This window comes from Mycoplasmopsis alligatoris A21JP2, from assembly GCF_000178375.1.
GTDB classification, from domain to species: domain Bacteria; phylum Bacillota_I; class Bacilli_A; order Mycoplasmatales; family Metamycoplasmataceae; genus Mycoplasmopsis; species Mycoplasmopsis alligatoris.
In genome coordinates this window covers 264,190-290,736 of the sequence record NZ_ADNC01000027.1, presented here as the reverse complement: position 1 = coordinate 290,736, position 26,547 = coordinate 264,190, and the positions used below count along the sequence as shown (strand labels likewise).

General features: G+C 27.0%; 24 protein-coding genes and 8 tRNA genes. 3 read left to right on the top strand and 29 right to left on the bottom strand.

Annotation, left to right across the window (positions count from 1 at the left end; translation table 4 throughout):
• Positions 1–78: 78 nt before the first annotated feature.
• The 8 genes from MALL_RS03890 to whiA all read right to left on the bottom strand — a co-directional run bounded on the left by MALL_RS03890 (position 79) and on the right by whiA (position 7,278).
• On the bottom strand, positions 79–747 hold the full coding sequence (locus MALL_RS03890) for a BC85_0335 family putative methyltransferase (protein WP_005683853.1): 669 nt from the start codon (positions 745–747) through the stop codon (positions 79–81).
• Positions 734–1,153, bottom strand: a complete 420-nt coding sequence (gene ruvX, locus MALL_RS03885) for a Holliday junction resolvase RuvX (RefSeq protein ID WP_005683739.1) — start codon at positions 1,151–1,153, stop codon at positions 734–736. The genes MALL_RS03890 and ruvX overlap by 14 nt, the downstream gene beginning before the upstream one ends.
• Entirely contained in the window at positions 1,146–3,773 is a 2,628-nt protein-coding gene (alaS, locus tag MALL_RS03880) for an alanine--tRNA ligase (protein WP_005683761.1), read from the bottom strand. Before alaS ends, ruvX begins: the two co-directional genes overlap by 8 nt.
• Before the next feature lie 8 nt (positions 3,774–3,781).
• On the bottom strand, positions 3,782–4,900 hold the full coding sequence (gene mnmA / locus MALL_RS03875) for a tRNA 2-thiouridine(34) synthase MnmA (protein WP_005683946.1): 1,119 nt from the start codon (positions 4,898–4,900) through the stop codon (positions 3,782–3,784).
• A 68-nt stretch (positions 4,901–4,968) separates the two neighbouring features.
• A complete protein-coding gene (gene rplT, locus MALL_RS03870; protein ID WP_005683734.1) occupies positions 4,969–5,322 on the bottom strand; it encodes a 50S ribosomal protein L20 in 354 nt (117 codons plus the stop codon).
• 60 nt (positions 5,323–5,382) lie between these two features.
• Positions 5,383–5,571 (bottom strand): 50S ribosomal protein L35, encoded by a 189-nt coding sequence (rpmI, locus tag MALL_RS03865; protein ID WP_005683817.1) that lies wholly within the window; start codon positions 5,569–5,571, stop codon positions 5,383–5,385.
• On the bottom strand, positions 5,571–6,158 hold the full coding sequence (gene infC, locus MALL_RS03860) for a translation initiation factor IF-3 (RefSeq protein ID WP_005683858.1): 588 nt from the start codon (positions 6,156–6,158) through the stop codon (positions 5,571–5,573). Before infC ends, rpmI begins: the two co-directional genes overlap by 1 nt.
• A gap of 271 nt (positions 6,159–6,429) precedes the next feature.
• Positions 6,430–7,278 carry a DNA-binding protein WhiA gene (gene whiA / locus MALL_RS03855; protein WP_005683937.1) on the bottom strand — a complete coding sequence of 283 codons (849 nt, stop codon included), beginning with the start codon at positions 7,276–7,278 and terminating at the stop codon, positions 6,430–6,432.
• A 62-nt stretch (positions 7,279–7,340) separates the two neighbouring features.
• Here whiA and MALL_RS03850 point away from each other — a divergent pair, with 62 nt between their 5' ends.
• The gene (locus tag MALL_RS03850) at positions 7,341–8,888 is read left to right on the top strand and encodes a hypothetical protein (protein ID WP_005683782.1); all 1,548 of its coding nucleotides are present in this window, start codon (positions 7,341–7,343) and stop codon (positions 8,886–8,888) included.
• Positions 8,888–10,030, top strand: a complete 1,143-nt coding sequence (gene thiI, locus MALL_RS03845; RefSeq protein ID WP_005683950.1) for a tRNA uracil 4-sulfurtransferase ThiI — start codon at positions 8,888–8,890, stop codon at positions 10,028–10,030. Before MALL_RS03850 ends, thiI begins: the two co-directional genes overlap by 1 nt.
• A gap of 31 nt (positions 10,031–10,061) precedes the next feature.
• Here thiI and MALL_RS03840 read toward each other — a convergent pair whose 3' ends face one another.
• The 6 genes from MALL_RS03840 to MALL_RS03815 form a co-directional block, all read right to left on the bottom strand.
• Positions 10,062–11,567, bottom strand: a complete 1,506-nt coding sequence (locus tag MALL_RS03840; protein WP_005683879.1) for a PTS ascorbate transporter subunit IIC — start codon at positions 11,565–11,567, stop codon at positions 10,062–10,064.
• Positions 11,568–11,686: 119 nt separating this feature from the next.
• Positions 11,687–11,959, bottom strand: coding sequence for a PTS sugar transporter subunit IIB (locus MALL_RS03835; RefSeq protein WP_005683808.1), 273 nt, complete (start codon positions 11,957–11,959; stop codon positions 11,687–11,689).
• A 1-nt stretch (position 11,960) separates the two neighbouring features.
• A complete protein-coding gene (locus MALL_RS03830; protein WP_005683718.1) occupies positions 11,961–12,410 on the bottom strand; it encodes a PTS sugar transporter subunit IIA in 450 nt (149 codons plus the stop codon).
• Between the two features lie 9 nt (positions 12,411–12,419).
• Positions 12,420–12,731 carry a hypothetical protein gene (locus tag MALL_RS03825; protein WP_005683714.1) on the bottom strand — a complete coding sequence of 104 codons (312 nt, stop codon included), beginning with the start codon at positions 12,729–12,731 and terminating at the stop codon, positions 12,420–12,422.
• Complete coding sequence (locus tag MALL_RS03820) at positions 12,731–13,390, bottom strand: hypothetical protein (protein ID WP_005683762.1); 660 nt, start codon at positions 13,388–13,390, stop codon at positions 12,731–12,733. The genes MALL_RS03825 and MALL_RS03820 overlap by 1 nt, the downstream gene beginning before the upstream one ends.
• Complete coding sequence (locus tag MALL_RS03815; protein WP_005683791.1) at positions 13,380–14,075, bottom strand: hypothetical protein; 696 nt, start codon at positions 14,073–14,075, stop codon at positions 13,380–13,382. Before MALL_RS03815 ends, MALL_RS03820 begins: the two co-directional genes overlap by 11 nt.
• A 333-nt stretch (positions 14,076–14,408) precedes the next feature.
• Here MALL_RS03815 and ptsP point away from each other — a divergent pair, with 333 nt between their 5' ends.
• On the top strand, positions 14,409–16,112 hold the full coding sequence (ptsP, locus tag MALL_RS03810; RefSeq protein WP_005683871.1) for a phosphoenolpyruvate--protein phosphotransferase: 1,704 nt from the start codon (positions 14,409–14,411) through the stop codon (positions 16,110–16,112).
• Positions 16,113–16,159: 47 nt separating this feature from the next.
• Here the strand turns inward: ptsP and MALL_RS03805 are convergent, their stop codons facing one another.
• The 15 genes from MALL_RS03805 to MALL_RS03735 form a co-directional block, all read right to left on the bottom strand.
• Positions 16,160–16,885, bottom strand: coding sequence for a signal peptidase II (locus MALL_RS03805; protein WP_005683947.1), 726 nt, complete (start codon positions 16,883–16,885; stop codon positions 16,160–16,162).
• On the bottom strand, positions 16,875–19,547 hold the full coding sequence (ileS, locus tag MALL_RS03800; RefSeq protein ID WP_005683823.1) for an isoleucine--tRNA ligase: 2,673 nt from the start codon (positions 19,545–19,547) through the stop codon (positions 16,875–16,877). Before ileS ends, MALL_RS03805 begins: the two co-directional genes overlap by 11 nt.
• An 8-nt stretch (positions 19,548–19,555) precedes the next feature.
• Positions 19,556–20,080 carry a hypothetical protein gene (locus tag MALL_RS03795; RefSeq protein WP_005684002.1) on the bottom strand — a complete coding sequence of 175 codons (525 nt, stop codon included), beginning with the start codon at positions 20,078–20,080 and terminating at the stop codon, positions 19,556–19,558.
• Between the two features lie 139 nt (positions 20,081–20,219).
• Complete coding sequence (locus tag MALL_RS03790; RefSeq protein ID WP_005683872.1) at positions 20,220–21,650, bottom strand: S8 family serine peptidase; 1,431 nt, start codon at positions 21,648–21,650, stop codon at positions 20,220–20,222.
• A gap of 216 nt (positions 21,651–21,866) precedes the next feature.
• Positions 21,867–21,942 (bottom strand) — tRNA-Phe (locus MALL_RS03785).
• A 5-nt stretch (positions 21,943–21,947) separates the two neighbouring features.
• Positions 21,948–22,024 (bottom strand) — tRNA-Asp (locus MALL_RS03780).
• Between the two features lie 3 nt (positions 22,025–22,027).
• Positions 22,028–22,103: transfer RNA gene (locus tag MALL_RS03775), tRNA-Met, on the bottom strand.
• 26 nt (positions 22,104–22,129) lie between these two features.
• A tRNA-Ser gene (locus tag MALL_RS03770) sits at positions 22,130–22,222 on the bottom strand.
• A tRNA-Ile gene (locus MALL_RS03765) sits at positions 22,223–22,298 on the bottom strand.
• A gap of 29 nt (positions 22,299–22,327) precedes the next feature.
• Positions 22,328–22,404: transfer RNA gene (locus MALL_RS03760), tRNA-Met, on the bottom strand.
• 7 nt (positions 22,405–22,411) lie between these two features.
• Positions 22,412–22,488, bottom strand: a tRNA-Ala gene (locus tag MALL_RS03755).
• A 3-nt stretch (positions 22,489–22,491) separates the two neighbouring features.
• A tRNA-Pro gene (locus MALL_RS03750) sits at positions 22,492–22,568 on the bottom strand.
• A 154-nt stretch (positions 22,569–22,722) separates the two neighbouring features.
• The gene (locus tag MALL_RS03745; protein WP_005683830.1) at positions 22,723–23,628 is read right to left on the bottom strand and encodes an ROK family protein; all 906 of its coding nucleotides are present in this window, start codon (positions 23,626–23,628) and stop codon (positions 22,723–22,725) included.
• Between the two features lie 19 nt (positions 23,629–23,647).
• Positions 23,648–24,946 carry a sugar ABC transporter permease gene (locus tag MALL_RS03740; RefSeq protein WP_005683773.1) on the bottom strand — a complete coding sequence of 433 codons (1,299 nt, stop codon included), beginning with the start codon at positions 24,944–24,946 and terminating at the stop codon, positions 23,648–23,650.
• A 9-nt stretch (positions 24,947–24,955) separates the two neighbouring features.
• Entirely contained in the window at positions 24,956–26,488 is a 1,533-nt protein-coding gene (locus MALL_RS03735) for a sugar ABC transporter ATP-binding protein (RefSeq protein WP_005683780.1), read from the bottom strand.
• Positions 26,489–26,547: the final 59 nt, after the last annotated feature.

Here is a 26,547-nt window from a genome sequence, read left to right as displayed (position 1 = left end):
ATTGTTAAAAAGTGTTTAATTAACTAAATTTAAAATTAAAGAAAAAGTTCGGTTAATAACCGAACTATTTATCTTTTTTTACTTTTTAACTATGTATAAAAATTGTGATTTTACATGTGAAAATTCAAATACAATATTTTGATCTTTTAAATGATTTGTAATAATCTTTTTATCGTGTGAAGACTGATTTTTTTGATCAATTATCAACATTCCGTTTAAATTTAAATTTGAATAATATTTTTTAAATATTTCATGGTTTGAAATATTTTTTGATTTCACTATTATTAAATCTACTTTTTCATTATTATAAACTCTTGGGGTGTAATTTATTGAGTCTTTAAATTTTTCAACTAGATCATTTCATTGAATAATATTAAATGTTTCAGAATTAAAATAAGCAAATGATTTAGTTTTTTCTTGAAATGCAGTTAAAGCAAAAATATCTTGTTCATAGTCTATTAAGGAAGTTTTATAATTATTTTTATAAAAAGTATTTATAAAACTTTCAAGATCATAATCATCTACTTTTGATTTTAAATAATCTTTAATTTTATAAGGCAAAGTACCCATATCACTTCTTAGAGAACTTAACTCTTCAAAAGTTTTTCTGCTTTCTTCTTGTAAGATTTTCTTTCTCATTTTTTGTGCTTTAATTCTAAATGCAATAACTAGTGTTCATGAAAAAATAACAAAAACTATCGCAGAAACAATTAATGCTGTTCTTATTGTTGAATTATCTTGTACCATATGTTAAAAAATCCTCCAAAATTAGTTGAGCTGCTAGTTTGTCTTTAAATTGCTTTCTCTTTTTTCTTTTCATACCTGAAAAAATTAAAATATTTTCTGCGTTTTTTGTACTATATTGCTCGTCAACTAAAACAACTTTAATATCAATATTATCTTCAATCATTTTTTTAAAGGATTCTACTCTTAAGGTGCTTTGGCTTTTTGAACCATCGTTTTTAAGAGGATATCCTAAAATTATTGTATCAATTTTGTACTGCTTAGTATACTTCGTTAATTCATTAAGAACTGCTTGATAATTGTCTTCAAAAAATCTAAAGTTATCAAGTCCTGTAGCAATTATTCCTAATTCATCACTAATAGCAAAACCGCATGTTCTACTTCCTAAATCAAGAGCAATTTTACGCATTTAGTAATTCCTTTATGTATTCAAAAATATCATTAGGATTTGCTAAACATTTACCCATTGACATAATGGCGTTTCCTCCGCCACGTCCATTAAATTTAGTAAATATTTTTTGTAAGTATTGGTTTGAATCAATAACTTTTGAAGCAAGTGAAATTGTTAAATTTTTACCTTCAGCAAAATATGCTAAATTAATGCTTTGATTATTTTTTTCTCTTAAAGTAGTTGAAATAAGCTTAACTTGCCCTGGGTTTTGTGCACTTGTAAAACTTAATAAATAATTTTTTATTTTTATAAATTCTACAGATTCAAAATCAAAATCAGCTTGTTTTTGTGACTTCTTAGAAAAATCTTTTAAATCATTATTTGCCTTATCTATAGCAATTTTTATACTTTCTAAATAATTAGATAAGTCATTTTTATTGTTTAATAAAACTGAGTAATTTTTATCAAAATCTTTTATTTTTGTAATTACAACATTTAGTTCTAACTCGAATTTTTCAATTTCTTTTGTTAAATAATCATTAACTAATTTATTCGATGAAATAGCTTTAATTCTAAAAACTCCAGCAGATTTTTTTTCTACTTCTACTATTTTAAAATTTTCTAACTTTGCAGTGTTGCTTAAGTGTGTTCCACCACATAAATCAGCTGTTATGTTATCAAATTTTACAATTCTTACATTATTTTGATCCATATATTCGCCTTCTTCAAGGGTTAATATGGCATTTATTTGTTTTGCTTTATCTATAGACATTTGCAAATATTCACGTTTTGCATCTTGCTGGATATAAGTTTTTACTAACTTTTCAATTTTTAAAATTTCTTCATTAGTGGGTTTTGTATCAGCTGGTAAATCGAAAGTTAATCTCTCTTCATTATTATCGCTTCCTAATTGAACTATTTGTTTACCTAAAATATTTCTTAAGGCACAATATAGTAAATGAGTTCCTGAGTGATTTCTTTCTAAACCTAATCTTATTGTTTTATCGACAAAACATTCGATAGGTAATTTTTTGTTTATTTTCCCTTTAACCTTGTGAATATGATTTCCGAATTTATCTTTAAATACATCAATAATTATTAATTTATTTTTATCTTGAATTAAATGCCCACGATCGTGCTTTTGACCACCAGAAGTTGCATAAAAAGGAGTGCTTTCTAAAATTAAATATGAAATTCCATCATTTTGTTCAATTTCGTTTTCTGTATTAAATAGTTTTAAAATTTTACTTGTTATTTCTACTTGTTCATAACCAACAAAATTATCTATTTTAGATTTTAATAAAGATAGTGAATTTATAACTTTATCCATTCCACTGATTTTTTTACCTCTAGAAGCATTAGCATGATTTTGTTTTGCTTGTTCAAACTCTTCCATATTAATAGAAATATTTTTTTCTTCTAATATTTCTTTAGTTAACTCAAGAGGAAATCCATAAGTTTCTAAAAGTTTAAATGTTGTTTCACCTGAAAATATTTTTGTGTTATCTTCAAGGTTTTTTTCCAGTAGTTTTCTTCCTTTTTCAATTGTTTTAGCAAAAAGTTCTTCTTCTTCTTTAATTGCTTTTTCGACTTTTTTAGTATCGTACTCGTAAGGTAAAGTACTTTTTACTATTTTAACTAGTTTATAGAGAAATAAGGAACTTTTTACCTTTAATTGCATTCCTTTGTAAATACTTCTTCTAATTAATCTACGTAAAATATAACCACGTCCAACATTTGAAACTTTAGCTCCATCCGCTATTGCGTTTGCTACGGTTCTTATATGATCAGCAATTATTTTAAATGAAGTATTTATTTTTTCTTGTTCTAAGTCTTTTTTAAAGTAATTATTAGTGTCATATTTAAATTCCACATATTTTTCTATTTCCTGAATAATAGGAATAAATAAGTCAGAATCATAATTTGTTGGTGCATCTTGCATAATAGAAACTATTCTTTCTAAGCCAGCACCCGTATCAATATTTTTTTGCTTTAATTCAGTGTAATTTCCTTCTCCATCTGAATTATAGGTAGAAAAAACAATATTTCAAATTTCTATATAACGATCATTTTCTAAATCTTCTTTAAGCAACTCAATTCCTCTAGAATCATATTTTGCGCCCCTGTCATAAAAAATTTCAGTATTTGGTCCACATGGTCCAGAACCTACTTCTCAAAAGTTAGTTTTTTTATCACCAGGTATCATATGTGATTCATCATAGCCACAATCCATTCATAATTTTTTAGTTTCTAAATCTTCATGAAAATACGTGAAAAAAAGTTTTTCTTTATCAAGTTTTAAAATGTTATTTAAGTATTCACTTGCTCAGTAAATAGCTTCTTTTTTAAAGTAATCACCAATTGAAAAATTTCCTAGCATTTCAAAAAATGTATGGTGTCTTGCTGTTATACCAACGTTTTCAATATCATTGGTTCTTATTGCTTTTTGTGAATTAGTTAATCTTAATGAAGGAGGGTTTTTCTTACCAGAAAAATAATCCTTTAAGGTTGCAACACCAGAATTTATTCACAATAATGAATTATCATTAACTGGAACTAAACTTTTTGTAGGAACTATTAAATGTTGCTTTTGTTCTCAAAAGTTCAATCAATCTTGTCTTATTTTTTTTGAATTCATAAATTCTCCTATAAATAATCTAATTTTTTGTTATCCATAAAAACTTCTTCAATTATGGCTCCACCTAAACATTTTTGTCCTTCATATAGAACTACTTGTTGCCCAGGAGTAACTGCTTGTGATTTTGAATTGTATATAATTTTAACTTTTTTGTCTTCTAAAAATTCAACAATTGCTTTAATTTCTTGTTGTCTGTATCTAAATTTAACAGTAATATTTTCTTTATTAAAATTTTGATGATTTAGTGTTAAATTTGATGCAATCAATGAATTAGAATCTAAAAATTCTGGACTACTAGCTGGTGCCACATACAAAATATTTTTTAAAACATCATGGCCACAAACATAATGTGGCTCAGAATTTCCACCTAAGTTTAGTCCTTTTCGTTGTCCTATTGTGTAATAAAAACAACCAATATGTTTTGCTATTTTTTGCTTTGTTATTATATTAACCACATCACCTTCATGAGCAGGAATATAATTTTGCAAGAATTTTGTAAAGTTTCTTTCACCTATAAAACAAATACCAGTTGAATCTTTCTTTTTGGCAGTTGCCAAATTCAATTCTAAAGCTATTTTTCTTATTTGTGTTTTTTCTAAATTTGCTAAAGGCATAATAACATTTTTTAATTGTTCATGACTTAGCTGCGCTAAAAAGTAAGTTTGGTCTTTATTTTCGTCTTTAGCTTTATATAAACGACCATCCACAACATTAGCGTAATGACCCATAGCTATATAATCTGCTTTAAGTTCATTAAAAGCATGTTTGGCAAATGCATTAAATTTAATGTATTTGTTACATAAAATATCAGGATTAGGTGTTCTTGCTTTTTTGTATTCTTCTATAAAATTATTGAAGACATTTTGTCAATACTCTTTGACAAAATCAACTCTGTGCAAGGGAATTTGGAGTTTTTGGCAAACACTTAAAGCATCCTGATAATCTTGTTCTTGAGGGCAAATATCTTGAGTTATTTTTTCATTTCCTAAAATATCATTATTTAATAAACTATCTCAATTTCTCATAAAAAGCCCAACTACTTCATAGCCTTGCTCTTTAAGTAAATATGCAGCAACAGAACTATCAACTCCACCTGACATCCCAATAACTACTCTTTTTTTGTTCATAACCCTCCTTAAAATTTAAAAAACATCCCTAAAATAATAGTAAAACTATCATTTTAAAGACGTCTTAATTATTTTGCATCTCTAGCTAATTCAACTAATGTTGCAAATGTTTTTGGTTCATTAATTGCTAATTCTGAAAGCATTTTTCTGTTAATTAAAATGTTTGCTTTCTTTAGTCCATTAATAAATCTTGAGTAGCTCATACCAGCAGCTCTTGTTGCTGCATTTATACGTGCTATTCATAATTTTCTAAAGTTTCTTTTAACTTGTTTACGGTCTCTAAATGCATATGTTCATGATTTAACAACCGCTTGTTTAGCAACTTTATATCCTACTGATTTGTGTCCAAAATATCCTTTAGCAAGCTTTAATCATTTTTTACGTCTTGCTCTTGTAACTGTTCCGCCTTTAACTCTAGCCATATTTAAATTTTCCTTTCAATATTAATTATTAATAATTTTCAAAATAAATAAGTAAGCAAATTAGAACAATGCTTTAAATCTTTTAACGTCGCTTTTTGACATTAGAACAGATTTTCTTGATTGGCGTTTTTGTTTAGTAGTTTTATTTTGTGCTAAGTGAGAACGATATGCTTGTTCTCTCATTACTTTACCAGTACCAGTAATTTTAATACGTTTTTTTAACGCACTTTTGGTTTTCATTTTTGGCATTATTCTCCTTTTTCAGAAGCATCAGATTCTTTAGCTTCTTTTTGATCTTTGATGTATTTTTGAATTTTTGTTTTGTTTGGTTGGAGATTCATGTCGAGGAAACGATCATTAACTAATTTTGGTTCTTTAGTAATTTCTGCTATATCTTCTAAAGTTGCAAAAAACTTGTTTAAAGTTGCAAGCCCTAAATCTTGTCTACCCATTTCTCTACCTCTTAATTTAAGAGATACTTTAATACGGTCTCCTTTTAATAGGAATTCTCTTGCTTTTTTACTTTTAGTCATTAAATCATTTTCACCAATCATTGGTGTTAATCTAACTTCTCTGTTTTGGACTAAAACTTGTTTTTCTTTAACTTCTTTTTGTTTCTTTTTACGGTCATATTTAAATTTTCCATAATCTAAAATTCTGGCAATTGGTTTAGGTTCAACTTGAATTAAAACTAAATCCATTTTTTCAGTTCTTGCAAGTTCTATAGCATCTTTGGTGTACTTTACACCAATTTTTTCACCATCACTACCTATTAAAAAAACTTGTTTAAAAGGTATTGCGTTGTTAACGTAGTGCTCAGCACTCGGTTTCTTCATTTTTGGTTGAATAATAACTCCTTAAAAATTTTAAAAAGTGGTTTCCCACTTCTTCTCATTAAAAGGTATCAATCCAAAACGAATATGATACTTTTTAATTGTAGCTAAACCCAAGACTATGGTCATCAGGTGAGAAGTGAATCTACTTTTCTGCAATTAAATATCATTGCTTATTTATTTTATTACATTTTTGAATTTAAACAAATATATTTATTGATTATTTTTTATATTAAATTTATTTACTAATTTAGCTATGTACAAGCTAAATAAGTTACTTTACACCATACATTTTTGCAATTGTATTTAATTTAATTAATCAATGATTAAGTCCACTTTTGGTCATATTTATATTATATTTTTCATATAAAATGTCACTTAAATCATTTAAAGTTGAATACGGATTTTCAAGTTTTAATTTAAAAAACACTAATTGATTTTCATTAAAATACTTTTCTAAATGATTGTCAAATATGAATTTTATGTTTGCACTATGTTTTAAATTACTTTTTGCAACTCTTGAAATATTGGAAATATCAATATTTTGTACACGATTTATTGAATTTTCAATATCTCTTGAAATCTTAATATCTTGTAATTCAAAATAAGATGTTTTTGCTTCTATAGCACCTAAAAAATCACAAATTTGCTCTAGTTTTTTTATATATGCATAAACCTTGTTATTACGCTCAAAAATATTAAATTGAAAATTATGAGCATTTAAAATGTCAACTAAAAATTCAGTGTTTTCCTGATAATGACTAAAAATTTCTAAATGATACGAAGCAGTTTTTTTTGTTGAAATATTTCCACTTGCACAAAATACACCACTAAAAAAAGCAGCTTGATATTCAGTTAAATTATTTAAGTTGTAATCACCAGTGCTAATAAAAATATAACTTTTTTGTTTTACATCATATTTATAAATAGTTCTTGTTTTATCTAAAAAACTAATAAATTTGGTTCTTAAATAATCGTTTTTTATAACTATTTTATAGTTGTTTTCTTCAATTATTGAGTTAGAAAAAATAAAACCTTTAACAAAAGCTTTTATATGTTTAGGACTTTTAATATTGTCAATAACTTCTTTTTTTATTTGGAATGCAAAAGATTCTGTTTTCATTTTTTCCTTATTTTTACAAGTTTAATACAAAGTATTTATTTAAAATAAATTATAATAGCAATATGCCAGAAATTTGAACATATTTAATTATTTTTTTATCAATAATTTTCATAATTATTAGTATTTTTTTATTTTACTTTTTTGTAAGAAAATTAGCAACATTAATTATCGACAAAAAAATTAGTAAGAAAAAAATTAAGCTAAATATTGAAACTCAAAACTGTTTTAATATTAATACAAAAATTGAAAACTTAAGTAAAAGAGAAAAAAGTGATAAAGAAATTTATCGTCAAGTTAATTCTGTATACACTGAAATAAATAAAAAAATTTATAAAACAAATTCTGAAGTAACAATTTTAAGTCATGAACTTAAGAAAAAGTTTTCATTTAGTTTTCTTAAGTTTTATAAAAAAACAAAATTAGTTTTAAAAGAAACACAAGATTCCATTGACAAATTTATGTCTTTGGCTGGACAGTTAGATAAAAAATGAAAGCTAGTTGAAGATTCATGATCAATACTTTTAGATTCTATAGAGCAATCAAAAAGCTACTTAAAAGCCAATGAATTAAACATCAAAAACATTGGCCCTAATCTATTAACTAATTTAAACATGATTTCTGAAAAATTAACTCATATAAATAAGTTAAATAGCCATGAAAATTTTTCAGAAGTAATGAGTCAAATTGATCAAATTAAAGATGAATTAATTAACATCATTCACTTTGTTGATAGTGCAATAAGTTTAGAGTGAGTTATTTATAACAACTTAGAAAAAATAATTCAAAGTAAAAAAGATACTGAAATTTATCAAAATATATTAGATCAGTTACATCATGTAAAAACTGTGCTTGAAAATATTGAATATGAAAAATATATTCAAAATATTATTGATATTTATAAAGAGATTTATGCGGACTTTAACAAAAATTTATTAATTAGAAACATTCAAGAAATTTATAAAAAAAATAAAGTTAATATAGACTTAATATACTCAAAAATATTTGACTTAGAAAAAAACAATAATAATAAAAATTTACAAATAAATATTAAACATTATACTGATGCATACACAAGTTTAAATTCATCAACAAGTTATGAAGACTTAGAATCTTTTATCAATTTATCACTTTTGATTTATCAGAAATTAACAACATTTAATTATCAAAATTTAGATATAGATATTAATAAAACTTTTTTAGAAATGCAATATTATAATAATTTATTTTATGAAATCAATAGCCATGACATGCTTCCAAAGAATTTGGCAACTGCACAAATTTCTGATCAAATTAAAAGTAGTTTAGATATTTGTAATAATGCTTTTAGAAAATTACAACATCATTTAGATTCACAAAATTTCAAAACTTTTAAAGAAGTTTTAAGCACATACCAAAAAGACCTTAAAAAATTAATTCGTATACTTTCTGAAAACATTATGTATAAAAAAATGTATTTTCTTTTAATTAATGAATTAAGTAATGTAAAAGAAAATAAAAATCAAGATCAATATGTTCAATTATTTTATGAAGCTAATCAAGAAGCTGAAAATAAAAATTATAAAAATGCATATGCAATATTAAGTGCATATATTAAAAAAGAAGGTAAATAATGTTTGACAAAATTTTAATTAGATATGGAGAATTGGTATTAAAGAAAAAAAATCGTAAAACTTTTATTAATCACTTATCAAATAATATAAAACACATAGTAGGAATGGCTCCTGAGGTTGAATATGATAGAATGTATTTACCTTATTCACAGGAGAATATGGAAAATTTACAATATGTATTTGGATTATCTTCATATTCACCAGTAAAAGTTATAAAACACGATTTAGATGAAATAAAATCAACAGTTTTATTGTTAATTGAAAAAGAAGCCAAAACTTTTAAAGTTGCTGCTCGAAGAAATTACAAAAAATTCCCAATACAGTCAAGTGATTTAAATAATATTTTGGGAGGACACATTTTAAAAAATAGTCACTTAAAAGTTGATGTTCACACTCCAGATCAAACATTTTATGTAGAAATAAGAAATAAAGACACTTATGTTTTTGCTAATTATTATAAAGGTCTGGGCGGACTTCCGGTTGGTAGTTCAGGAAAAGTATTACACTTAATGAGTGGAGGAATTGATTCACCTGTTGCTGCTTTTATGTTAATGAAAAGAGGTTTAAAAGTTGATTATTTATCTTTTATAACTCCACCGCAAACGGATGAAAAAACTGTCAATAAAATTAAAAGATTGTCTGGAACTTTAAATAAATATCAAATCACTTCAATTTTAAATTTAGGTAATTATTCAAAGCTTATGAATTATTTGGCCATGACATCAAATCAAGCATATAAAATTACACTGATGCGTCGTAGTTTTTATCGTATAGCACAAAAAGTTGCACAAAAACATAATTATTTAGCACTTTCAAATGGTGATAATTTAGGACAAGTAGCTTCTCAAACTTTAGAATCTCTTTCAACAATTGGTTATTCAACAAATATGCAAATTTTTAGACCTCTTCTTTGTTTTGATAAAGAAGAAACAATTAAAATAGCTAAAAAAATAGATACCTATGATATTTCAATAGAAAAAGCAAATGAAACTTGTGAATTATTTGCGCCAAAAGAACCTGTAACTAGGCCAAATTTGGAAATAGTAATGGCTCTAGAAGCGGAACTTGACCTTCTTGAAACACTAGAAAATGAACTTGTTGAAAGTTTAATTGAATCGACTAAATTGAGTATTAAAGAATAATAAAAAATCTTGGTAGCCCAAGATTTTTTTATTAAGCAACTTTTTTAGCTTTATTCTTTTTAACAAATTTATTGATAATACCATCAATCATTAATCCAAAGTAAAGAACTAAACAAACTGCAAATCCAACAAATTTGTTAATTAAACCAAATAATCCAGGAAAGGCCCCAACAACATAGTCGGTATCTCCTCAGTTAAGTGAATTTAACGTAGAAACAATTTTAGGGTCTGTTTTTACAACTAATTCGTTTAGAACATCACTTGATTGTGGTACATAACTTAATCATATAAATAAAGCTGGTACAAAAGTGATTATTAATCCATGAACAAATGGGCCTACAATAGCTCCAACAATTCCACCTTTTACATTCCCAAAAACTCCTGATGTAGCTCCTAAGAAAAAGTGAGGAATTAGTCCAGGTAAAATTATAACAGCTAATAATCCACCTTTGTTAAGACCAATAGTAATTCCCATACCTATTATTCCTGCTATAAAACTAGAAATAAATCCGATTAAAACAGCATTTGGTGCGTAAGGGAAAACGACTGGACAGTCAACTGCGGCCTTAGAGTCTTTAATTAATTTGTCTGAAATTCCCTTAAATGTAGGAATTAATTCACCAATAAATAATCTAACTCCTGAAAGCATAATTTCAACTCCAGCAGTAAATGTAAAGGCTTGCACTAACATTGTAACTATTCAATTTTGTCTAGATAAAATTTCAACTGCCTTTGCATGTTTAATGTATCCTAGTTCATACATTATTCCACCTGGTAAAAAGGCAAATATGTAAAAAACTAAAACGGTTAGTGATAAAGAAACTAATGTATTTCTAAAGAAATATAGTGATTTAGGGAATTTAATAGCTTCAGTTGAAAGCACTTTTCCCTTCATAAATTTTCCAATACCTTCACCGATATAACCACTTAGTGCATATCCAAATCCACCAGTGTGTCCTAGTCCTAATTCATTAGAACCGATTATCATGTTCATATGTCTTTGTTGAGTAGCTGGTGAAATTACCATATACGAACCTAGTAAAGTAGCTCCTCCAATTAACATAATTGCAAAATCTCCTGCATTTTCAGGATTAAATCCTAAAGTAATAAATACAGTTGCAATTGAAAGTGATAAGTAAAATAAAACGTGTCCAGATAAATAAACATATTTAAATCTAGAAACTACTGCTAAAAGTAAATTTAGCAACATTCCAACAACCATGATTAAAGAACCTAAGGTTGCAATAGCCGGAACTTTTGTTAATGCTCCTGCAAAAGCATCGTTATTCGGAATAACTCCGTTTAGTCCGTATGTGGCCTCAAATACTGGTTGGAAAGAAGATAGTGAACCAACAAGTACACCTGCTCCACCTCCTAATATTAAGAAACCAATAATTACTTTAAATACTGAAATAACAACTTGTGAACCTTTTTTTCTCAAAATTAAGGCTCCAATTAAAGTAAAAATACCAACTAAAAAGGCAGGAACAGCAACAAAATCTTTGAAGAATCCTAAGATTCAGTTTAAGTATTCCAATTTTCCTCCATAAATTTATTGTGTATAAATTTTTAGTAGTTTGTAAAACTTAAAAAGCAGCATAAACCTAATAAGCTGACCCAAACCTAAAATCAGCTTGCTAATTAAGTTTCTTAAATTTATAGTTTTAAAGCTATTTTTAGTTTTTCTTCTAATTCTTTTTTAGAAAGAATGTTTAGTAAAACTATTTTTTTGTCTTCTGGAAATTCAATTGTTGGTGCTACATCAGCTCCAACTACTACATAATCCACACCAGCACCACTAAAGTTAGAAATATTTGTATGTTCTACTGAATCGTATTCTACTCCTAAACTGTCCAATACTGATTTAACGTTCATTTCTACTAAAAGTGATGAACCTAGGCCTGAGCCACAAACTGTTTTTATAACCATATTATTCTCCTTTATATTTTTCTAATAAGTTATTAAATTCTTCTAAGCTTTTTACTTTCAAAGCTTCTTTTTTAAAATCATCATTCATAAAATAATGTGAAAATTCTTGCAAAATTCCAATATGAGTTGTTGAATCTTTTGCTGAAAGCGTAATAATAATCCGCGCACTTTTATCACTTTGATTATTAAAAACTACTTCTTTATCTAATATTAGTGTGCTTGTACCATTTTTTAAAATGTAATCACCAGGAGCAGCGTGCAATAAAGCTATTCCTTTTTCTAAAACATAATAAGCACCATATTTTTCAGTTGATTCTAAGATAGCGTTTTCCAATTGAGCTGTAGCATAGCCATTTTCAACCAACATGTTAACTCCATGATTAACTACCTGTTTTCAATCTGTTAATTTTTTATCGTATTCCATCATTGATGGATTAAATAGTTTTGACATTCTTTCTCCTTAAATTAAACCATGTTTTGCAAATGCAATTAACATGAATGTTAACCCTGCTATAAGTAACATAAATATAAATATTCCAAATATAATTCATCCACCCTTTGTAGATGTGGTTGTTTGAAAGTTTTTTGGTTTTGGTAAGCCTTTTATAATTCAAAATTTATTAGGATTCTTTGAATTGTCAATTGCTAAGTCTTGATGTTTTTCAAGTTCTTGTTTTAGTTCATCATCATTAAATTTTTCAACTGTTTCATAATCTAGTTCGTAAACATTTACTAATAATTCAATATGCCTTTTTCGAGTTTTTTTGTCCATTATTTACCTCACTGATTAAAACTAGAAATCATTTCAACAAATGGACTAATGCCAGAGTTTAAAAATTTATCAAGTTCGTAATATTTATATTTTTTTAACAGATTAACTGCTAATGCATATTCATTTTCAGTTAATAAATATTTTAATTTTTCATAACTTACATAAAGCGATTGATTAACTTTTTTTCAATTAGCAATAATGATTATCAAATTAAAAATAAATATAAAACCAAATAAACTTAAAGCAATAATTCATAAATTAAATGTGCTTAATCATAAAATGTTTACAAATATTAATACATTTAATGCTTTTTGTAAATATTCAAAAAAACAGTTTAATTTTGTCTTTTTTGGGTATAAATAAGCCAAAAAAGTAAAATGTATCAATGAATAAATTGTGTATTCTGAACTAAATTTTTGTAATACATTAATTCTATTTCTGTATTTATCTATTTCTAATTTGAAAAAATTAAAACTAAATCCAATATAAATATTTTTATCTTTTGTTTTTAAAATAGCTCTAGCTTCTTGGGCAGGAGACACATTTTTAATTTTTTCTTCATATCTCGATAAAATAATTTTTCTAATTAAATAAGTATAAATTGTAGAACAAATAAATACCAATATCGCTACAGCAAAACCATATATGTTAAATTCCATGCTGACCACTATTCTTATTTAAATTGAGACTTAAAAATTTATCTTTAATTTTTTTAAAATCGTTATCACTTATTTCTTTAATGATTTGTTTATCCATAATTTCTATTAAATTATAAATTGTACTTATTAAAAAGTTTGAATCACCATTTGAGTGCAAAAATTCATTTTTTGTTAAAACAATATTTTGAATTTCTACATCCTGAATAAGTTCTTTAGAAATAAATTTTATTATTTCAAAATTTCAGTATAAATCAATATTTGCATAATAATTTTTTGAGTCATAATAAAGTTTATTGTTTTTAATAATAATTTCTTTATTAGCCTTGTTTTCAACTAAATTAGTTATCAAAAATAATTTATTATTTCTTCTTATTAATGCAGGAATAAGTGAAATTTCTTTCTTTGCGTACTTATTTTTAAAACCTATATTTACTAAGACATCAATTTTTTCTGAATATGATAAATCAGAAATTACTTTTAAAAAGCTCTTGGAGACTGATCCAGCAAGATTTTTTTGATTGTGCCAGGAATCTTTTTTATTAACTATAAAAATTCTTCATATTATTACGCCAATTAAAACGATGATTAAAACTGAGCTTAAAATTCATAAAGTTATATTTGTAGGAGTAGGATCAGTTAAAGAAGTACTTTTTAAAGAAAAATTTGATAAAAAATTGTATTTCATAAGTTCTCCTTTAACATTTTTATTATTGTTATTTTATACAAAAAAATACTATCTAGTAAAAAAACAAGAAAATGAAAATAAATAATAAAAATATGAAAATTTTTAATTTTTTATTACATTTTAGACATAAATTATGAAAATTGTTTATAAAAAAATGAAAAATGATTTCCATAATTAAATTTTTTGTGTTGCAAAAAAAATAATATTAAAGTTCAGCTTAGTTAAATGTATTAAAAAAATGTAATTATTTACACATTTATTTTTTTGCGCTATATTATGATTTAAAATTAAATACATAAAAATATAAAATTAAAATATTATACGGAGGTGTATATGAAACTAAAAGGAATTGGTGCTTCAAGAGGAGTTGCAATAGCAAAAATCTTTAAAATTGAAGAATTACCAGTAGATATAGAAAAATTTTCAAAAAATAAAGAAGAAGAACTTTTAAAATATAAAAATGCAATTGAAAAAGTTAAAGCAAAACTAGAAAAAACTAAAGAAATGGCTCAAGATCCTGAACATGCAGCTATTTTTGAAGCTCATATTAATTTTGCAACTGACCCTTATGCAATTGATAGTGTTAATGGATTAATCAGTAATGATGGTTTTAGTGCTGAATTCGCAGTCAATCAATTTTATGAGGAATTTGCTCAAATGTTTGCTAATATGGATGACGAATATATGCGTGAAAGAGCAGCCGACGTTAAAGATGTTGCTAAAAAATTATTATTTGCACTAAATGGGATTGATGAAATTGATTTAACACAAATTGATCAAGAAGTAGTTATTGTAGCTCAAGATTTATCGCCTTCTCAAACTGTTCAATTAAACAAAAAATTTGTAAAAGGGTTTGTAACAAATATTGGAGGCCCTACATCTCATACAGCAATTATGGCTCGAAGTTTAAATATTCCTAGTGTTGTGGGTACAAACAATGTTTTAGAACATGCCAAAAATGGCTCAATGATAGCATTAAATGGAAATAATGGTGAAGTTATTTTAGAACCTAATGCCGAAGAGTTAAAAAAATACAATAAACTTTTAAAAGAGCATGAAGAGTACTTATCAAAATTAATTTTATTAAAAGGTAAAGCCTCTGTAACCACAGATAAGCACCATGTAGAATTAGCAGCTAACATAGGAACACCTAAAGATTTAGAAAGCGTTTTAGAAAACGATGGTGAAGCAATTGGATTGTTTAGATCAGAATTTTTATACATGGATAATGATCATTGACCTACAGAACAAGAACAATATGAATCATATAAAAAAGTTGTTGAAGGTATGAAAGGAAAAAGAGTTGTTATAAGAACACTAGATATAGGTGGTGATAAAACTCTTAAATACTATAAATTCCCAGAAGAAATGAACCCATTTTTAGGTTATAGAGCAATTAGATTTTGTTTACAAAACTTAGATATTTTTAAAACTCAATTAAGAGCTTTAATAAGAGCAAGTAAATTTGGAAAAGTAGCAATTATGTTTCCTATGATTACTAACGTTCAAGAATTTTTACAAGCTAAAAAGGTTTATGATGAATGTTATGATGAACTAAAATCAGAAGGTGTTGAAATAGCTGATAAAAAAGACATTGAAGTTGGTTTAATGATGGAAACTCCTGCTGCTGCTGTTTTATCAGATAAATTCTGTAAATATGCAGATTTTGTTTCAATTGGAACAAATGACTTAATTCAATATTCAATGGCCGCTGATAGAATGAGCGAAAACATTTCTTATTTATATCAACCTCTTAATCCTTCTATTCTAAAATTAGTTAAATTAGTAATAGATGGAGCACACAAGCACAATAAGTGAGCTGGAATGTGTGGAGAAATGGCTGGTGACAAAAGAGCTTTACCTATTTTATTAGGTTTAGGATTAGATGAATTTTCAATGTCAGCAGGAAGTATTTTAACAAGTAGGGATTTAGTTAATAAGTTAAGCAAAAAAGAAATGGAAGTTTGAGCAAATAAAGCACTAGAGCTTGATACTGAACAAGAAGTTATCGAACTACTTGAAAAAGAATTAAAATAATTAAAAAGCAAAATGGTCATTGGCCATTTTTTTATATAAAAAAGAGACTATATTGTCTCTTGATTATTATTTTCGTTTTTCTTTTTATCTTTTTTTGTTTTATTCTTTTCTTTAATAAATGAAGAAATAAAATCTGTAAAAATTGAAATAAATGAAATTCCTGCTCCAACCATTACACAAACATCAGCAAAGTTAAATGTTCCTAATCCTCTATTTAGTCATTTTTCTAAAAATGGTCAATAAAATAAATCTTTTACATATCCTCTAAAGATAAAACGATCAAGCATGTTACCCATATCACCTGCAATAATTATTCCTATAGCAATAACAAGAGTTTTATTTTTGATGAAAAGCGGTGTAAACAAGGCTGTTAAGAAAATTATCATACTAATAAATTGAATAAATCCTATGCTTACACTTTTAGGTAAAAATGTTACTCCGCGGTGTCAAATAAATCTTGTTCCTAAAAATGAATTTCCTCCTCACATTTCTGGATTTTGAGGAAGAATAGTATCTGGTGTTACTCATTCACTTTCTTTTGAAGTATTTATAATTCTTCAAAATGGATTTTTAACTAATTCTGTATCACTTCCACCTCTAACAAATTGTCTTACATCTCCATGTTGAAAAATATAAGTTTTTGTTAATTGGTCAATAAGCAACAAAGCTGCAAAAATTCCAAAAAATATTAAGTAGTTAATTAAAATAGTTTTTTTATTTGTTATAACATGATTAATAAATTTCTTTTTATATTCAATAATTTTACTGTTCATTTGGTACTAAATCCTTAATAATTTCAAAACAATTTAAACATAATTCATCTTTAAATTCTTTAAGAGCAAAATGGTTTCAACATCTTTGACATTTTTCGCTTTCAAAAACTTCAAGTTTTTCTTCTTGTGAAAATTCAACATTTCCAACCATTAATAATTGTTTTAATTCAAGTGATTTTAAAAATTCACTAGGTTCATTTACAAAAACATTGGCCTCATTAGATCTTTTGATTAAACCATTTTTGATTCCTGTTTCAACTAAGATATTTACTCTATCTCTTAACTCAAAGAATTCATTAAATTTTTCTAAATATGCCTGATCTACAGCTAATTTAGTAAAATCATAATCTTCAAGCATAAATGAAATCTTTTTATTTTCGTTATTAAAATGTTTGTATGTTTCTTCTATTGTTGTAGGCATTATTGGGCCTAAAGCAAAAATTAAAAATTCTACAATTTCATAAAAATTGGCAAGAGTTTGTTTTCTGCGTTCAGAATCTTTTTTATCGACATATAAAATATCTTTAGTAACACTTAAATAAAATCCTGAAAGTGAAACTATGTATTTATTAACCATTTTTATCACGTTTATAAATTTAAAATCATCATAAGCTTTTAAAACTTGTATTTTTAATTGGTTTAATTCTTCTTTTATAAATAGATGAATATCTTCTCTTTTTTGATTTTTATCATATTTATAATCATTTAAATTTCCTAATAAAAATCTTAATGTATTTCTGACTTTTCTATATATTTCACTATTTTGCTCAATAATTTTTTCTGAAATATTAACATCGTTTGAGTATTCGCTATTTGCTGCTCATAACCTTAAAATATCAGCTCCGTTTTTCTTTACAATATCTAAAGGAGAAATTATGTTACCTTTAGATTTAGACATTTTTTCACCTTTTCCATCTAAAACAAAACCGTGACTTATTAATGTTTTATAAGGAGCTTTGCCACGATATGCAACTGAATTAATAACAGATGAGTTAAATCAACCTCTGTATTGATCAATACCTTCTAAATAAACATCGAATGGAGCTTCGACACCTTCAATATTATCAATTGCAATACTTGTTGAACCTGAATCAAATCAAACGTCCATAATATCCATTTCTCTAGTAAATCCTAGATTTCTATATTTTTCAGGTAATAATTCATCAGTTGATTTTTCTCATCAAACATCACAACCAAATTGTTCTACAAGTGCTATAACATAGTCGAATATATCTTCTTTAATAACAGGATTTTTATCTTTATCATAAAAAATAGTTATTGGAACTCCTCAAGTTCTTTGACGTGAAATAGTTCAATCGTTTCTGTTTTCTATCATTTGTACTAAACGTTTTTGTGCTCAAACAGGATATGTTTTAACTTTCAAAATTTGATCAATAATATCTTTTTTTATCTTATCTATAGATACAAATCATTGAGGTGTACCTCTAAACATTATCGGTTGATGAGTTCTTCAATCATGTGGATACGAGTGCTTAATTTTATTAGCTTTTAAAAGTGTTTTTTCTTCAGTTAAATCCTGTATTATAAATTTATTAGCTTTTTCATAGAAAAAAGTTTTGTATTTACATTCATAATCAACATGACCATTATCTGCTATATGCATAATCATATCCAATTTATGTTTTTTACCGATTAAAAAGTCATCCTCACCAAATAATGGAGCAATATGAACTAATCCAGTTCCTGCTTCAAGTGTAACATGGTGACCTATTATAACAGGTGCTAATTTTTTTAGTATTGGAGTTAAATACTTAACGCCAACTATTTCACTTGCTTTGTGTTTAGAAACTATTTTGTAATTTTCTCACTGAGCTTCTTCGGCAAATTTTTCAACTAAATCAGTTGCAATAAAGTAGAATTTATTTTCATATTCTACTCTGCTATAGCTAAATTCTTCTCCTAAAGCTACTCCAGCATTAGCAATTAATGTTCAAGGAGTAGTGGTTCAAATAACAAGATGATCTCCTTTTTTAACTGCACTTTGATTTGATTCTGTAACTTCAAAAGCAACATAAATTGATGGAGAAGTTACATCTTGATATTCAACTTCTGCTTCAGCAAGTGCGGATTGAGAAGATGGTGATCAATAAACTGGTTTTAATCCTTTATAAACTAAGCCATCTAATGTCATTTTTTTGAATAATTTTAATTGGTTAGCCTCAAACTTTTTATCCATTGTTATGTAGATGTTTTCAAAGTCACTTAACATTTGTAGTGTCTTGAATTGTTTTTTTTGGTTTTCTATTTGTTTATAGGCATATTTGGCAGCTTTTTTTCTTAAAATAATCGGCGTTAATTCATCTTTATTAATTTTTGCTTCTGTTAACATTCTATGTTCAATAGGTAAACCGTGTGTATCCCATCCTGGAACAAAAGGACTGTAAAATCCTCGTAAGGTTTTATAACGTACAATAATATCTTTTAAAATTTTGTTTAAAGCATGACCTACATGTAAGTCACCATTTGCATATGGCGGCCCGTCATGTAAAACAAATCTAGGGCTATTTTTATATTTTTCTAACACCAATTTATAGACATGGTTGTCTTCTCATTCTTTTCTAAATAATGCTTCTTTTTGAGTTAAGTTTGCTTTCATTTCAAACTTAGTATTTGGCATTATTAATGTTTTTTTATAATCCATTTTTTCTCCTAATTATTGTATGTCATGCAAATTTCACATGAATCTTTTTCGTCTGTTTTTAATCAATGTTTATGATTTATTGGTGTACTTTTAAACCCATCCATTTTTACAGTATAGAATCTTGAATAAAAAGGATTACCTTCTTCATTCAAGAAATCTTTTAAATAAACTTTTATTTTAATTTCAGCTTGAGTTGTTCCTAAAATATGGTTAACTGAACTAATTTCATAAGTAAAAACTTTGTTATTAAAAGTTTTGTTTCTTGGTGATTCAAAACTTTCTAAACATCATAAAGTATCTGCTCTAAAGTTTTTTTGAATTAATTCAATATCTTTTAAAGCATTTGATTCTTTATGTTTTTCTAAATTAATAATAGGTGGTTCATGAAACTCGTTATTTAAGATAAATTCATCAACTAACAATTTATTTTTTTTGTACTCATCAGCTCTTTGAGAGCAAGAAACACTTGTAAATAAAGTAGCAATTGAAATAATTGAGCTTGTAAAAATTAAAATTTTCTTTTTGATACTCATGTTACCTCCATAATTATTTTTAAATTATATTACATTTTAAAAATACAATAATTAAAAAACCGCTACAAATTAGGTATTTATGGAGAAAAAACTAAAAAAATTAATCGCTTTTATTCGATTAATCTTTTATTATTATTTTTTATCTAAGAATATAACTTAGAGAAATGTATGTATTACGTGGTGTTTTTGTAGCAGATTTTATTTTAATTCTATATTTTTCTTCCTTGTTTGATTCATTTTTAAAACGAATAATTTCTTGGTTGTTAATGTTTTCTGTAGACTTAATTACTTCTTTTCATTCATTATTTTCTTGTTTATACAATTCGATATTGTAGTCATCATAACGAGAAAATTTTTGATTATTACTTAATTTATATTCTCCATCTGAGGTCCAATATAATCCTATAGAAATTTCCTTTTTTTCCTTTGGCACAGTCAATTCAATAAATTCTTTATCTTTTAATTTTAAGTAATCTCCTATTAACTCAGGTTTTGATTTGTGTGCTATATTTATGGTATTTGTATATTGAGATAAATCCTTTAAATTACTTATTCCCGCTCCTATTCCGTAAATCAATTGATTACTTTGATTATCTTTTGATTTTGAAAGAGCAGATAAAAGTGCAACAATATCACTAGGATTTTTTACATTATAAAAATTCATTAAATAAGCAACTAAAGCACTAGTTACAGCACTAGAGCCACTAGTTCCCATTATATGATCTAAATAATAAGTTGCTATATTTGGTTTTAATGGTAAATATTTTAATTTCTTTTCATCTCATTTTCTATCAGAAAAGTATTCTAAATCATCATGTTTATTTACTGATCCTACAACAAGTGAATTAACCGCTCCATCTTTATCTGATAAATATGCTCCTAAATGATTATCATTACCTGCAGATGAAACAAATAAAATGTCATTTTCGTAAGCTAACTTATCTATATATTGAGAAATAGAGTAATCGTATGCATCAGAATTTTTTTGATTTTTTACTCCATAGCTCATATTTATAATTTTAATACCTTCATTTTTTAGATATTCCATAGCAGCAAATTGGTTATCATAATCACTAATTGATACAACATAAACTTGAGCATAAGGATAAATTCCTTGATTAGTATTTGAAAAAACGGTGCTCATTAATTGTCCATGAGTACTTGTACCATCGTTTTTTGGACTAAAATGTTTAGTTGTTATTTTATATAAAAAGTTGCTTTGAGTTTCTTCTATTTTTTTAAGATCAGCTTTGTATTCAATAAATCCTACCTTAATTAAGGATGAATCTTTAATATACAATTTTCCCAAATTATCTTTGAGCGAGTCATATAAGTTAAATTTTTCTAAAAATTCTTTATTTAATTTACTTATATCTACTAAACTAAAACCTGTAATTTCCGTTCCGTTTTTGTCCTTAGGTTTTTCTTTTCCAGTTCATAAAAACAAGTTTCCGTCTTTGTCAAATTGTTTTCATTCTGCTTTATTATCAACACCAACTTGTATACTGCTTATTGCTACAAAACTACTTAATGGTATTAATGATAAAAATCATAGTTTGCTTTTTTTCATTTAGCCTCCTATTTTTATTATATATACTCACTATCTTAAGAATTTAGTAGTAAAAAAAATAAAAAAAATATTTTCTAAATAGATTATTTCTTTTAAAAAAATTTCTTTTTTTGACTATAAACAAGGCAAATTAAAAATTTTTTATTTAAAAATTGAATAAAAAAATAATAAAAAACCCTTATCTCTAAGCACTTAGTACTCACAGATAAGGGTTTTTGGTGGCCCCGGCAGGAATCGAACCAGCGACACACAGAGCTTCAATCTGTTGCTCTACCAACTGAGCTACAGGGCCATAAATGGCGGTCCAGACGGGGATCGAACCCGCGTTCTCCTCCGTGACAGGGAGGCGTATTAAACCACTTTACCACTGGACCATATGGTTGCGGAGGCAGGACTTGAACCTACGACCTTCGGGTTATGAGCCCGACGAGCTGCCGACTGCTCCACTCCGCTATATTAAAGGTGTCATTAAAGACGAATGGCGGGTGATGAGGGATTCGAACCCCCGCGGGACTTGCATCCCCTGCTAGTTTTCAAGACTAGTCCCTTCAGCCAGACTTGGGTAATCACCCTGGTGGACCTAACAGGATTCGAACCTGTAGCCAACCGGTTATGAGCCGGTTGCTCTAACCGTTGAGCTATAGGTCCTAATCAAACAGTTAGTTTTTTATACCGTATGGTAGCACCGAAGAGAGTCGAACTCTTGACCTTCCGGGTATGAACCGGATGCTCTAACCAACTGAGCTACAGTGCCATAATAATGGTGGAGAGAATGGGATTCGAACCCACCGCCTCCTGCGTGCAAGGCAGGCGCTCTAGCCAAATGAGCTATCCCCCCACATGGTGAAGAAGACAGGATTCGAACCTGCGACCACTTGGTCCCAAACCAAGTGCTCTACCAAGCTGAGCTACTTCTCCTAAATGTGTTGCTTTAATGCTTTACTATTATATATCAAAAAAACAAATCAACAAATATTTTTTATTTTTTTTAAAAGCTAATTTTTAAGCCTATTTATTATATATAAAAAAGATATTTTTAAAGCAAAATAAAAAATAAGCCGAAACTTATTTTTTAACCTAAATAATGTTTTATTAAATAATATAATCCATACAAAGCACTATCATCACCATTTTTATCATAATATAAATTGACATTGTCAAAATGAACAGGATCAGACATTTTTTTAGCTTTATTAAATGCTTCTAGAATAAATTCTTTATTGTTTAGTCCAACACTTCCTCCAATAAAAAAGTTATGTGGGGCTAACATTCCAGCATTTATTGCAAACATTCTTGCAAGAGCATCAGAAGCTTGATTTACTAAATCTTGTGCAATACTATTTCCTTTTTTGGCTAGTTCAAAGACCTCTTGGGCATTATTTGCTAATTTTAAAGCCTTTGCTTTTATTTCCAATCCACGTCCAGAGCAATGTAATTCTATAGCAAAATTATTTTTCATATGGTGGGCTGAAGAAAAATTATTTTGACTAACTGGAATTTGAGCAATTTCTTGTGCTAAAAAGTTTTTTCCATGATAAATTGAATTATTTATTATTAATCCACTACCAAAGCCAGTGCTGACAGTGTAAAATTGACTTACTTGTTTTTTATTCATTCCATATTCAAAATGGTTAGAAAGAGCCATAGCATTAGCATCGTTTTCAAAAGCAATAAATTTTAAATTTGAATTAGACATTAAATAATCTTTCATTTGAAAGTTTAATCATGTGCCTCTTAAATTTGGAGGATTTATAATTAAACCAGTTTCATAATTACTTGGTCCAGGAATACATAAAGCTAAGTATTCAATTTTATGTTCTTTAACTAAGTTCAAAATTCAATCACATGTTTGAGCAGAGTTATCAAAACTTGTTGCTGTTTTTTTCTTAAGTTTAATTTTGCCTTTTTCATCAAAAAGAGCAAAACGAGTATTAGTTCCGCCTATATCAACAGCGGCTATTTTGTTATTATTAATCATATAAACCTATTATATATTTTTAAGTTATTTTACGGTGTGAAAAGACATCGTATCCAACAGCAGCAATTAAAATCATACCTTTGGCAATTTCTTGAATTTGGATTGGAACTGCTTTAATTTGCATTCCTTGGTTAATAATTTGTAAGATAAATGATCCTATAACTGTTCCAGTAATAGTTCCAATTCCTCCTCAAACACTAGCTCCTCCAACAAATACTGATGAAATAGCTAGTAATTCAAAACCAATTCCGGCTGTTGCACTTGCTGTATTTAAAATTGCAGTTAAAACAACACTTGCAAAACCAATCATTCCACCCATTATTGTAAATGTAATAAAGTTAGTTTTTCTTGAATCGATTCCTGATAATTCAGCAGCTTTTCTGTTTCCACCTATTGCATACACACTACGTCCATAAGTTGTAAATTTAGTTATAAAAACAAATAATAAAACTGCAATCATTACATAAAGAATAAAATATTGTAATCCACTTCTGCTTAGGGCTACATAAGTTGCTAATCCTAAACCAAATACTGAATATAAAATTGTTTTAATTAAAAAGATAAAAGCATTTTCTACATGTAATTTTGCTTTTGCTTTTTTAGTATATGAATAAACTCTTAAAGCAACTAAAACCACTGTAAATAAGGTTATTATAGAAAAAGCAACTATTCAAAACTGTCCATTAATTTGCATGTCAGGGAAGCTTCCAATAACACCTTGAACAAATGTTGAATTAAATCCGTTTTGTGGGAATAAAGCAGCACCATTATTAATTGCTAATCTAGCACCATTAAATGCTAACATAGAACCTAAAGTAATAATAAATGCTGGAATTTTTAAATATCCTATTAACACACCATGAGTCATACCAATTAATAGACCTGCTAAAACAGTACAAATAATTGTTAAAATAATACTATTTCCCGTTGTGTTATAGACAATTACGGAAACAAATCCTAAAAATCCGAGTATGTTACCGACTGATAAGTCGATGTTTCCTGAAATAATGACCAATGTCATTGGTAATGCTAATAAAATAACATATGAGTTATTTTGAATTAACAAAATAATTTGATCCGGGTGTAATAAATTTCCATTACTAAACCCTGTAAAAATCATAATGATTACAAGTAAAATGTAATACATTGAAAATTTCTGAATGTGTCTTACTGTTGCAGCAAAATATTTATTACGCATTGGAATTGCAAATACTTTTTTTACTAAATCACTTGCCGGTTTAATTGCTTGAGCAAATGAATTAGCAGCGCCATCAACACCTTCACGAAATTTATCCATGAAGTTCTTTTTTTGTTCCATTGTTCCTCCTTATAATAAACCTATTTGCATTATTTTTTCTTGGGTTGCATCTTTGGTTAAAATTTGACCCTTAATTTTTCCTTGAGCCATAACAAAAATTCGATCAGTTATACCTATTAATTCTTCCATTTCAGAAGAAATAACAATTATTGATTTTCCTTTATTTGCTAATTCAATGAGTAATTCGTAAATTTCATATTTAGAACCAACATCAATTCCTTTAGTTGGTTCATCTATTATTAATATATCAAAATCGGTCGATAAAGCTTTAGCAACAACTACTTTTTGCTGATTACCACCAGAAAGTGATTCAACTTCATTATTAATATTTTTTGTTTTAACACCCATTTGTTTTGAATATTGAAGTGAACCTTTTTCCTCTTTGTTTAAGCTATATACACCTAATTTTGCATAAATATGTTCGGACGCAGAATTTATGTTGTATTTAATTGAAAAAGATTGAATAAGTCCGATGTTTTTTCTATCTTCGCTAGCATACATAATACCCTTACGTATAGCGTCTTTAGGATTTTTAAAATGTACTTTTTTGCCTCTAAGTAAAACTTCACCACTTTCTATTCTATTATAGTATTTACCAAAAATAGATAACATTAGTTCTGTTCTTCCAGAACCTACAAGTCCAGAAATACCAACTATTTCACCTTGTTTTAAATCGAAAGAAGCATTTTGAACTGTGTAATGGTTTGAAACTTTAGGGTTTAAGATATTAATATTTTTTACTTCAAATATTGTTTGCCCAATTTTGCGATCAGGGTTTTTTGGTGGAAATTTAGTTTCTAATGAACGACCAACAATGTCTTTAATTAATTCCTGTTCGTTAATTGCTCTAGTATTTTTATCATAAGAAGAAATAAATTTTCCGTCTCGAATAACTACAATATCATCAGCTACATAAGAAACCTCATTAAGTTTATGTGAAACAAAAACAGATGTAACACCTTTTTTGTCACGTAAATCCTTCATAATATCAAGTAGTTTAAAACTATCTGAATCATTAAGTGAAGAAGTAGGTTCATCAAAAAATATTAATTTTGCATTTTTTGAAAGTGCTTTTGCTATCTCTACTAATTGCTGATTAGCAACCGATAAAGTACCTGCAACAGTATCTGAACTTATATTAAGACCAACCATTTTTAAATACTTTTGGCATTCGATATTCATTTTGTTTCACTGAATAACTCCAAATTTTTTAATGTAATTATTCAAGTACATATTTTCACAAACAGTTAAATAAGGAGAAATTGCTAGCTCTTGATGGATAATAGCAATTCCTTTTGAAACTGAATCGTTAATGGTAGCAAAATTAGCGAGTTTGTCTTCATAAAATAATTCACCTTCGTATTTACCATGAGGTATAACCCCTGAAAAGATTTTAAGTAGTGTACTTTTACCAGCCCCATTTTCTCCAACAAGGCTTAAAATACGGCCTTTTTTAACTTCAAAACTTACATCGCTTAAGGCTTTGGTTGCGCCGTAAATTTTTGTAATGTTTTTTAGTTTTAAAATGTATTCTTGATTCATAGCCCTCCTTTTATTGTTATTAATAAAAAGGTCTTAAGCAATAAGACCCTTTTATATGG